Origin of the sequence: Clostridium thermobutyricum DSM 4928, assembly GCF_002050515.1 — a bacterium.
In the GTDB taxonomy this organism is placed as follows: domain Bacteria; phylum Bacillota; class Clostridia; order Clostridiales; family Clostridiaceae; genus Clostridium; species Clostridium thermobutyricum.
Map to the genome: position 1 here is coordinate 198,192 of NZ_LTAY01000059.1, position 10,839 is coordinate 209,030.

The following is a 10,839-nucleotide window of genomic DNA, read 5'->3' on the forward strand; positions in this document are numbered from 1 at the left end:
AATGAAAATAGGAAATATAGAGTTTGAAAATAATGTATTTTTAGCACCTATGGCTGGAGTTACAGACATATCTTTTAGAGGGCTTTGCAAAGAGCAAGGTTGTGGATTAGTATGTACTGAAATGGTAAGTGCAAAGGCGTTATATTACGGAAGTGAAAATACGAAAGCTCTTTTAAGAATTGCAGATGAAGAAAAGCCAGTTGCAGTACAAATATTTGGAAGCGATCCAGATATAATGGCAAAGGTAGTTGAGGAACATTTAAATAAAATTGATGAAATTTGTATAATAGATATAAATATGGGATGTCCTGCGCCTAAAATAGTAAAAAATGGGGATGGTTCAGCATTAATGCTTAAACCTTTTTTAGCTGCGGAAATAGTTAGAAAGGTTAAAGCTGTTTCAACAAAGCCTGTTACTGTTAAGTTTAGAAAAGGTTTTGATGATGAACATATAAATGCAGTTCAATTTGCCAAGCTTATGGAAGAAGCAGGAGCTGATGCTATAGCAATACATGGAAGAACAAAAAAACAAATGTATGAAGGAGTAGCAGATTGGGATATAATAAGACAGGTTAAAGAGAGTGTTTCCATACCTGTAATAGGAAATGGTGATGTATTTACACCTGAGGATGCTATAAAAATGAAAGAACAAACTAATTGTGATGGAATACTTATTGCAAGAGGAAGTATGGGAAATCCTTGGATTTTTAAGCAAATCGAAAAAGCTTTAAAAGGTGAAGAAGTACCAGAAGTTACACCAGAAGAAAAAATAGATATGTGTATAAGACATTATGAGCTAGCTTTAAAATATGATGGAGAAAAGAAAGCTGTTAGAGAAATGAGAAAACATGCTTCTTGGTACATAAAAGGATTAGCTAAATGCACTGATATAAGAAACGAAATAAATAGATTAGATGACAGTAAAGAAGTAATAAAAAGACTTAGAGAATATAAAGAAGAACTTAAAACTATCAATAGAAAATAAATTAAAAATAATTGTTATTCAAAATAAAATGAAAAATTCTATTTAAAATATAGTGGATTTTGTTTTTAAGGGTATTATTATATAAAAACTGGATATATAATAAGTAATATACTATTAGTGAAACATAGTCATTTAATTGACATATTATAAAGGCTGCTTTATAATGTCCTAAACGCATTATTAAAAAAATAACTAAATGATAAATGAAATTAATAATATATTTTGAATAAATTACCATGATGATTGAAGGGGAGTTAAATATGAGTGAAAAAAAATTTATAATGACTTATGAGGGTGTTCAGAAGCTAGAGGCTGAGCTAGAATACTTAAAAACTGTAAAAAGAAAAGAGATAACTGAAAAAATTAAGGTTGCTTTAGGATATGGAGATTTAAGTGAAAACTCAGAATATGATGAAGCTAAGAACGATCAAGCTTTTACAGAAGGAAGAATAATTCAATTAGAAAACATGCTTAAAAACGCTGAAGTAGTTGATGAGGCAGAAATCCCATCAGATATAGTTTCAGTGGGATCAAGAGTTAAAGTTAAAGATTTTGATTTTGACGAAGAAGTTGAATATACAATAGTAGGTTCAGCAGAAGCAGATCCAATGGAGTTTAAAATATCAAATGAATCACCAGTAGGTGCTGGACTTTTAGGAAAAAAAGTTGGGGAGATTGTTGAAATCGCTATTCCAGACGGCGTAAGTAAGTTTGAAATATTAGAAATAAAAAGATCATAGTGTGGAGGTAATGTAAATGTTAGAGGATGAAATGAATACACAAGAATTAGAGGCTCAATATAGTGAACAAGAGGCTTTAAGAAGAGAAAAATTAGTAGAACTTCAAAATCAAGGAAAAGATCCATTTGATGTATATAAAGTAGAAAGAACACATACATCAAAAGAAGTAGTTGATAATTTTGAAGAGTTAGAAGGAAAAACAGTAACAGTAGCTGGAAGAATCATGTCTAAAAGAGGGCAAGGTAAAGTTGTATTCTCAGATATTCATGATAGAGATGGAAAAATTCAATTATTCATCAAAGTTGATTTAGTAGGAGAAGAAACATTAAAGGCATACAAAACATATGATTTAGGAGATTTTGTAGCTGTAACAGGAGAAGTTTTCAAAACTAAAACTGGAGAAGTTTCAATAAAAGCATCAAGTATTTTATTAACTTGTAAAGCATTAAAACCATTACCTGAAAAATTCCATGGATTAAAAGATCCAGATTTAAGATATAGACAAAGAGAAGTAGATATAATAACTAACCCAGAAGTTAAAGATACATTCTTAAAGAGAACTAAAATAATAAAAGCAATTAGAGAATACTTAGATAATAGAGGATTCTTAGAAGTAGATACTCCAATATTAGCAACAATAGCTGGTGGAGCTGCTGCTAGACCATTTATAACTCATCACAATACTTTTGATATAGATATGTATTTAAGAATTGCACCAGAGTTATACTTAAAAAGATTAATAGTTGCAGGATTTGAAAAAGTTTATGAAATGGGTAAAAACTTCAGAAATGAAGGTGTTTCAATAAGACATAACCCAGAATTTACTTCAATTGAGTTATATGAAGCATATTCAGATTATAATGATATGATGGAAATTACAGAAAACATGATTGCATATGTTTGTGAAAAAGTAAATGGTACTACTAAAATAATGTACGAAGGAACAGAAATAGATTTAACACCTCCATGGAGAAGATTAACTATGGTTGATGCTGTTAAAGAATATGCTGGAATTGACTTTAATACAATAGCTAGTGATGAAGAAGCACAAGCTATAGCAAAAGAAAAGAATTTAGAATTCCCTAAAGCACTTGATAAAGTAACTAAAGGGGAAGTTCTTAATATGTTATTTGAAGAATATGGTGAATCAAACTTAATTCAACCAACTTTCTTAATTGATTATCCAGTTGAAATTTCACCTCTAACTAAGAAGAAGAGAGGAAATGAAGCTTTCACAGAAAGATTCGAAGGATTTATATTTGGTAGAGAAGTTTGTAATGCATATTCAGAACTTAATGATCCAATAGTTCAAAGACAAAGATTTGAACAACAAGCTAAAGAAAGAGAATATGGAGATGATGAAGCTTACATGATGGATGAAGAATTCATGAGCGCTTTAGAAACAGGAATGCCTCCAACAGGTGGACTTGGAATTGGTATAGATAGAATGATAATGTTCTTAACTGGTTCATCATCAATTAGAGATGTTATCCTATTCCCAACTATGAAACCAATAAATAAATAATTTGAATATAAAAGAGTATTCTTTAAGAATACTCTTTTTTATTTATATTAAAGAATAAATAGGATTAATTTTCATAATTTTATTAAAAAAGGTAAGAAAATAGCTTGTTTCATAGATGTTTACAAAATTATATATAAAAAATTTAAAAAAGTACTTGCAATTTATAAATAATTCTATATAATAATTAGTGTACTAAATATTCCGCGATAGCTCAATGGTGGAGCACTCGGCTGTTAACCGATAGGCTGGAGGTTCGAGTCCTCTTCGCGGAGCCATTTTTAATTCATTTAGTACAAATTAAATAAAGATAATATTCCGCGATAGCTCAATGGTGGAGCACTCGGCTGTTAACCGATAGGCTGGAGGTTCGAGTCCTCTTCGCGGAGCCATCTTTAATTCAATTATTACAAATTAAACAAATAATATTCCGCGATAGCTCAATGGTGGAGCACTCGGCTGTTAACCGATAGGCTGGAGGTTCGAGTCCTCTTCGCGGAGCCATTTGAATTTTAAGTAGTGAGGGATCACTACTTTTTTTAATGCGTAAAATAAATAAGTAAATATTTGTAAAATAAAAAATGAATGCTAAAATATAATTATAATCAATATAAAGGGAGAAGAAATGGAAGGGGTAGAAAATTTAAAAGTAGAGAGTTATTTTAGAGAGGGAATAAAAAAAGGAATACCTATTGGACTTGGATATCTATCTGTATCAATAACTTTTGGTATGATAGCTGCAAGAGGTGGATTAGATGTTTCTACAGCAGTTTTAATATCAATGACTAATTTGACATCAGCAGGTCAATTTGCAGGAGTGGATTTGATTTTAAATAATGCAATATATATAGAATTAGCATTAACTATATTTATTATAAATATAAGGTATGCACTAATGTCATTTGCAATCTCACAAAAACTAGAAAAAACATCTCTTATAAAAAGAATGATAATAGCATTTGGAATAACAGATGAAACATATACTTTAGCTTCTGTAGAAGAAGGTAAAATAAATTATAAATTTATGTTTGGACTTATATTAATACCTTATTTGGGTTGGGCTTTAGGAACTTTTATAGGAGCAATAAGTACAGGATTTATGCCAGCTAATCTACAAGATGCTTTAGGCATAGCTTTATATGGTATGTTTTTAGCTATAATAATACCAGCAGGTAAAAAAGATAAAAATATAGCATTAGGAATATTAATATCAATAGTATTTAGCTTTATAATATTCTATTTTCCTTATTTGAATAAAATATCAAGTGGTTTTTCAATAATAATATGTTCCTTAATTGGGGCTTTAATTATGGCAAAATTAAAACCTATAAAGGAGGAATAAATATGTATTTAATAATTTCGTTAATAATATTAGCTGTAGTAACATATATACCTAGAGTTATTCCACTTATTATAAATAAACAAATAGAATCTAATTATATAAAGTCTGTGTTATATTACATGCCATATTGTGTTTTAGGATCTATGACATTTCCAGCAGTATTTTATAGTACTGAAAATATTTTATTTTCAATTATAGGGACTATAGTGGGGATATGTTTAGCCTATAAAGGTAAGAATCTAATTCAGGTAGCTATGGGAAGTGTAATTATAATTTATATTATGAATTTAATATTTTAATAAACTAAAAAAATATCTGGAGTTAAATTTGAAATAAATAGCAATAAATTAATTGATTAATTTATAGATTTAGAAAGAATATCATATGAATAAAAGATAGCGAGTGCTATCTTTTTTTATTTAAAATATTTTAATTGCTATATTTAATATAAATAATAAAGATTAATATTAGAATTAGAGATAATTCTTTAAATTTATCACTTTCAACAATTATAGAATTATTTTCAGAATAAACTTTTCCAATTACAAAATCATTATTTTTTAAAATAAGATAGTCAGGGGATGAAAATTCACCATTAGCTGTAATTTCTCCTAAATTATATATTAAATTAAATTTTGATTTCGTAGAAGAAATTAAAGTTTCATTAATGTAACCATAAGATTCATTTGATCGAAAAATTTCGAAGATTTCATGATGGTTAACTTTATGTTTTTTTAATTTAAATAAGATACTTCCATTAATATTTTTAAGTTTTATAGTATCTGAAAATAGAAGATGAGTTTTTTCTATAGTAAAACATTTATTATTGTAATTATCATATACAAGAAACCCATCTTTAATTTCTTTTGTATCTAATATATATTTCATAATAATTTCTCCTTAGTAATGATATGTTATATTATAATATTATACAGTAAGTACAAACACTCTATACAAGAATAGATAAATACATATTGACATATAAAAGTCTTTTGGTAAAATTAATATATAATTCAATATATACGATGATAAAAGAAGAGTAGCTTTAAAATTATTTTTAGAGAGATAGTGGTTGGTGAAAATTATCAATAAATTAAAGTGAAGGGAGCTTTTTAGTATATTTAATTAAAGTTGGGCTTTAGCCAAGAAGGGTGGAACCGCGGAATAGAAAATTTCGTCCCTTTAAGTGCTTAAGGCTTTTTTTATTGTAAAAAATTATATTTTAAATATATAGAAGTAATGGAGGAATTAAAATGGCAGTAGAAAAGACTATGGATAAAATAGTTGCACTATGTAAGAGCAGAGGATTCATATTCCCAGGTTCTGATATATATGGTGGACTTGCAAACTCATGGGATTACGGTCCTTTAGGAGTTGAATTCAAAAATAATGTTAAAAAAGCTTGGTGGAAAAAATTCGTTCAAGAAAGTCCATATAATGTAGGAGTAGACTGTGCAATATTAATGAATAAAGAAGTTTGGGTTGCATCAGGACACTTAGGTGGATTCTCAGATCCATTAATGGATTGTAAGGATTGTAAATCAAGATTTAGAGCAGATAAATTAGTTGAAGATCATATGACAGAAAGTGGAGTAGAAGTAGCTTCAGCTGATGGAATGTCAAATGAACAACTAAAAGCATATATTGAAGAGCACAATATAGTTTGTCCTAAATGTGGAAAAATGAATTATACAGATATAAGACAATTCAATCTTATGTTTAAAACATTCCAAGGAGTAACTGAAGATGCTAAAAATGAAATATACTTAAGACCAGAAACAGCTCAAGGTATATTCGTAAACTTTAAATCAGTTCAAAGAAGTACTAGAAAGAAAGTTCCATTTGGTATAGCTCAAATAGGTAAATCATTCAGAAATGAAATAACACCAGGAAACTTCACATTTAGAACAAGAGAATTTGAACAAATGGAATTAGAATTCTTCTGTAAACCAGGAACAGATTTAGAATGGTTTGATTACTGGAGAAATTATTGTTGGAAATTCTTACTTAACTTAGGTGTTACTGAAGAAAACTTAAGATTAAGAGATCATGGTGAAGAAGAATTATCATTCTATTCAAATGCAACATCAGATATAGAATACTTATTCCCATTTGGTTGGGGAGAGCTTTGGGGAATAGCAGATAGAACTGATTATGACCTTAAAAAGCATGCAGAACATTCAGGTCAAGATTTAAGCTACTTAGATCCAACAACTAATGAAAAATATATACCATATTGTATAGAACCATCATTAGGAGCAGACAGAGTTGCATTAGCATTCTTAGTAGATGCATATGATGAGGAAGATTTATCAACTGAAGATAAAAAAGATTCAAGAGTAGTTATGCATTTACACCCTGCTTTAGCACCATATAAAGCAGCTATATTACCACTATCTAAAAAGCTTTCAGAAAAAGCATTAGAAGTATATGCTGATTTAGCTAAGAAGTTCAATATTGAATATGATGAAGCAGGAAGCATAGGTAAGAGATATAGAAGACAAGATGAAATTGGTACTCCATTCTGTATAACTGTAGATTTTGATACTGAAAATGATGGAGCAGTTACAGTTAGAGATAGAGATACAATGAAACAAGAAAGAATAAAAATAGAAGACTTATCAGCTTATATAGAAAAAAGCTTAGAGTTTTAATTAACTAGCAGCCTATATGTTATAGGCTGCTATATTTAAAATATAGAAAAATTTATATATTTTAAATATGGCAATTTTAAAATAGTTTTAAATTAAATATATACTAAATTTAAAATACTGAAAATAAAAAAATATAGTGTTATAATTAGAAATAAATGGGACAAAATTAAAAATAGTTCATATTATTAATGTTAAAAGTAGTAATTATGGAGGATTTAACATGAAAAAAGATTTTAATGAGTTTAAACAATTTATAAAAAATAAAAAAGTAGGAGTAGTAGGAATTGGAGTAAGTAATATTCCGCTAATTAATTTTTTAGTAGAATTACAAGCAAAAGTTACTGCTTTTGATATAAAGAATGAAGAGCAATTAGGAGATGTTGCAAAAGATTTTAGAAATAAAGGAGTAAAATTATCATTAGGAGATAATTATCTAGACTCATTAACAGGATTTGATGTTGTATTTAAAACACCATCAATGAGAATAGATAGTGAGGCATTAGTTAGAGTAGCTAAAGAAGGCGCATACATAACATCAGAAATGGAAGAGTTCGTAAGATATTGTAAAGGTAAGATATTTGCAGTAACAGGAAGTGATGGTAAAACAACAACTACTACAATGATATCAAAACTTTTAATAGAACAAGGATATAAAACTTGGGTTGGAGGAAACATAGGAACACCATTATTTTCTCAGATAGAAGAAGTTAAGGAAGAGGATATGGTAGTATTAGAACTTTCAAGTTTCCAATTAATGACTATGGATTTACCAATAGAAGTAGCTGTTTGTACAAATTTAGCCCCAAATCATTTAGATATGCATAAAGATATGCAAGAGTATATAGATGCTAAGAAAAACATATTCTTATATGGAAAAGAAGATGGAGTAGTTATATTAAATAGAGAGAATGAAATAACACATTCATTTATACCAGAAGTAAAAGGAAAAGTTCTAGAATTCAGTTCAAAAAATGTGATTGAAGATGGAGCATACTATAAAGATGGAAAATTATACTTACAAGGAAAAGAAGTAGTAGAAAAAAATAATATAGTTCTTAAAGGAATGCATAATGTAGAAAACTATTTAGCAGCATTCTTAGCTACTAAAGATGATGTAAGTATAGAATCTATGAAAAAAGTAGCAGAAACATTTACAGGTGTGGAACATAGATGTGAATTAGTAAGAGAGATAGATGGAGTTAAATATTATAATGATTCAATAGCTTCAAGTCCAACAAGAACTCTTGCGGGACTTCATGCATTTGATACAAAGGTTATATTATTAGCTGGTGGATATGACAAGCATATTCCATTTGCACCATTAGCAGAAGAAGGATATAAATATATAAAAGAATTAATAGTAATGGGAGCAACTAAAGAAAAAATAAAAGATGCTTTCCACAAGTTAGAAAAGGAAAAAGGAATAAAAGTTTCTATAAGAGAAGCTAAAGATTTACAAGATGCAGTAAATATAGCAAGAGAAATAGCTGTAAAAGGAGATATAGTTACACTTTCTCCAGCATGTGCATCATTTGACATGTTCCCAAATTTCGCGGTAAGAGGAAACAAATTTAAAGAGATAATACAAAGTTTATAGTAGAGATTAAAAATGGTAGAAATAAGTAAATAATTAAAATATATAAGGAACTGTTATAGAAATAACAGTTCCTTAACTTTTACTATAATATTAATTTGAATTAATATTAAAACTTTAGTTTTATATCAATTAAATAGTATCAACTAATAAAATTAAATGATTAAGGAGTAACTAAATACCAAGAACTATTAACATCAATTCCTTTCCTATAGAATATTCCTTTTTCTGATATATAGAAATCATTTATACTATCATTAATAATAGTGCTTGTATTAAATTTGTTTTTATTTAAATCAATATTTATGCTTTTAAGTTTATTAAAATCATTAATATCGATGAATACAAGCTTATTTTTATAAACTGATATATTTCTAGCAGATATAATAGTAACTCTTCTTGTATCCATAGTTTCAGGATCTAAATAATATAAATAGTTGTTATCAGAAGAATTTATAAAATATAATTTATCATCATAAACTGCAAAACTCTCAACAGAATAATCAAGTAGTTTTTCATTTAATGAGCCATCTATAGTAACTCTATAAAGTTTATATTTGTCATCTGAATTTTGATATAATATGTTGTTTCCATTAACTATAAATTTGCCGATTTTATTAGAGGTTATTTTATTAGATATATTATCTATAGGATCATAAGTGAATAGTTCATTTGTTTTATAATCTACATAATATATTCTTACATTATCATTGCAAATATCTCTAACAGATTTATTATTTATTTTAGTCACTTGCTTATTTGCTAGATTAATTTTAGAAAAATTATAATTATCATTTCCATTAGCAAAAAAAATTTCATTATGTAATAAAGTCATAGAGTTGGTAGAGTATTCGAAAAATTCTCCAACGGATTTATTTGTAATTTTAAAATTTTTATCTGAAAAATTTATAAGCGAAATTTTATTATTATTGTCCCAATTTGGAAAATATAAAATAGAATCATTTAAAATAAATGGAGATGGAGTAACAGAATTTTCTGTTAATGAAAAGTTTTTATTGTTTTTTTTATCTGAAATTTCTTTTTTTTCTTTAGAATAATCAATAGTATCTGTAGAATTTAATGATGAAGTAATATTTTTTTCATCAGAATTATCTTTATTACACCCAAATAAAGAAATAGACATTAAAGCAAATAAAGATAATATAAATAATTTTCTCATTTTACCCTCCTAAAAATTACAATATATATGTACATATTATATACTAAAAATGAACTATATTAACAAAGAAAGTTTTAAAAAAGAAAAAATAATGATAACTTTTCCAGGCGTATCATTATAAGAAAATAAAAGAAAATAAAAGATAAATAGAGATATATATGAATAAATTTATTTAATATAGAAATAATAGGGATATATAAAGGAATAATCATGTTACTATAATACACGTCCTCAGGAAATGAGGCATACAACTTGAAGAAATTCTTCAAAATAACTTAAAAAAGTTATTGACAAAGAAAATTTCAAGTGATATTATAATAAAGCAGTCGAAAGACAGCTAAGATCTTTGAAAATTGAACAGAATAATATATAAGCAAACTTAAACCAGCAATTCTTTTATAAGTAAGTTTTAAGAGCTGAAAGATTAAACTTTTTATTGAGAGTTTGATCCTGGCTCAGGACGAACGCTGGCGGCGTGCCTAACACATGCAAGTCGAGCGATGAAATTTTCTTCGGGAAATGGATTAGCGGCGGACGGGTGAGTAACACGTGGGTAACCTGCCCTATAGAGAGGGATAGCCTTCCGAAAGGGAGATTAATACCTCATAATATCCTAGTATCGCATGATACATGGATTAAAGGAGTAATCCGCTATAGGATGGACCCGCGGCGCATTAGCTGGTTGGTGAGGTAATGGCTCACCAAGGCGACGATGCGTAGCCGACCTGAGAGGGTGATCGGCCACATTGGGACTGAGACACGGCCCAGACTCCTACGGGAGGCAGCAGTGGGGAATATTGCACAATGGGGGAAACCCTGATG

The 10,839-nt window shown here is 28.2% G+C and carries 9 protein-coding genes, 3 tRNA genes, 1 rRNA gene and 1 other annotated feature; of the genes, 11 read left to right on the forward strand and 2 right to left on the reverse strand.

Going from position 1 to position 10,839, the window contains the following annotated elements:
- The first annotated feature begins 1 nt into the window (after position 1).
- The 8 genes from dusB to CLTHE_RS11790 all read left to right on the forward strand — a co-directional run bounded on the left by dusB (position 2) and on the right by CLTHE_RS11790 (position 4,888).
- On the forward strand, positions 2–985 hold the full coding sequence (dusB, locus tag CLTHE_RS11755; protein WP_002598963.1) for a tRNA dihydrouridine synthase DusB: 984 nt from the start codon (positions 2–4) through the stop codon (positions 983–985).
- A 260-nt stretch (positions 986–1,245) separates the two neighbouring features.
- On the forward strand, positions 1,246–1,725 hold the full coding sequence (gene greA, locus CLTHE_RS11760) for a transcription elongation factor GreA (protein ID WP_080023596.1): 480 nt from the start codon (positions 1,246–1,248) through the stop codon (positions 1,723–1,725).
- Positions 1,726–1,741: 16 nt separating this feature from the next.
- Complete coding sequence (gene lysS / locus CLTHE_RS11765) at positions 1,742–3,250, forward strand: lysine--tRNA ligase (protein WP_080023597.1); 1,509 nt, start codon at positions 1,742–1,744, stop codon at positions 3,248–3,250.
- Positions 3,251–3,450: 200 nt separating this feature from the next.
- Positions 3,451–3,525: transfer RNA gene (locus CLTHE_RS11770), tRNA-Asn, on the forward strand.
- Between the two features lie 39 nt (positions 3,526–3,564).
- Positions 3,565–3,639 (forward strand) — tRNA-Asn (locus CLTHE_RS11775).
- A 37-nt stretch (positions 3,640–3,676) separates the two neighbouring features.
- Positions 3,677–3,751: transfer RNA gene (locus tag CLTHE_RS11780), tRNA-Asn, on the forward strand.
- A 121-nt stretch (positions 3,752–3,872) separates the two neighbouring features.
- Positions 3,873–4,589, forward strand: coding sequence for an AzlC family ABC transporter permease (locus tag CLTHE_RS11785; RefSeq protein ID WP_080023598.1), 717 nt, complete (start codon positions 3,873–3,875; stop codon positions 4,587–4,589).
- A 2-nt stretch (positions 4,590–4,591) separates the two neighbouring features.
- The gene (locus tag CLTHE_RS11790) at positions 4,592–4,888 is read left to right on the forward strand and encodes an AzlD domain-containing protein (protein WP_080023599.1); all 297 of its coding nucleotides are present in this window, start codon (positions 4,592–4,594) and stop codon (positions 4,886–4,888) included.
- Between the two features lie 130 nt (positions 4,889–5,018).
- Here CLTHE_RS11790 and CLTHE_RS11795 read toward each other — a convergent pair whose 3' ends face one another.
- The gene (locus CLTHE_RS11795; protein WP_080023600.1) at positions 5,019–5,477 is read right to left on the reverse strand and encodes an LURP-one-related family protein; all 459 of its coding nucleotides are present in this window, start codon (positions 5,475–5,477) and stop codon (positions 5,019–5,021) included.
- A 128-nt stretch (positions 5,478–5,605) separates the two neighbouring features.
- Positions 5,606–5,774, forward strand: a binding site (T-box leader).
- A 68-nt stretch (positions 5,775–5,842) separates the two neighbouring features.
- Here CLTHE_RS11795 and CLTHE_RS11800 point away from each other — a divergent pair.
- Together CLTHE_RS11800 and murD are read left to right on the forward strand one after the other, a co-directional pair.
- Positions 5,843–7,243, forward strand: coding sequence for a glycine--tRNA ligase (locus CLTHE_RS11800; RefSeq protein ID WP_002598957.1), 1,401 nt, complete (start codon positions 5,843–5,845; stop codon positions 7,241–7,243).
- A gap of 220 nt (positions 7,244–7,463) precedes the next feature.
- Entirely contained in the window at positions 7,464–8,840 is a 1,377-nt protein-coding gene (gene murD / locus CLTHE_RS11805) for a UDP-N-acetylmuramoyl-L-alanine--D-glutamate ligase (protein WP_080023601.1), read from the forward strand.
- 160 nt (positions 8,841–9,000) lie between these two features.
- On the opposite strand, the gene CLTHE_RS11810 is transcribed toward murD, so the two are convergent.
- On the reverse strand, positions 9,001–10,017 hold the full coding sequence (locus tag CLTHE_RS11810; protein ID WP_080023602.1) for a DUF5050 domain-containing protein: 1,017 nt from the start codon (positions 10,015–10,017) through the stop codon (positions 9,001–9,003).
- 432 nt (positions 10,018–10,449) lie between these two features.
- On the opposite strand from CLTHE_RS11810, the gene CLTHE_RS11815 reads away from it, so the two are divergent.
- Positions 10,450–10,839: ribosomal RNA gene (locus CLTHE_RS11815) — 16S ribosomal RNA — on the forward strand; the annotation flags it as partial.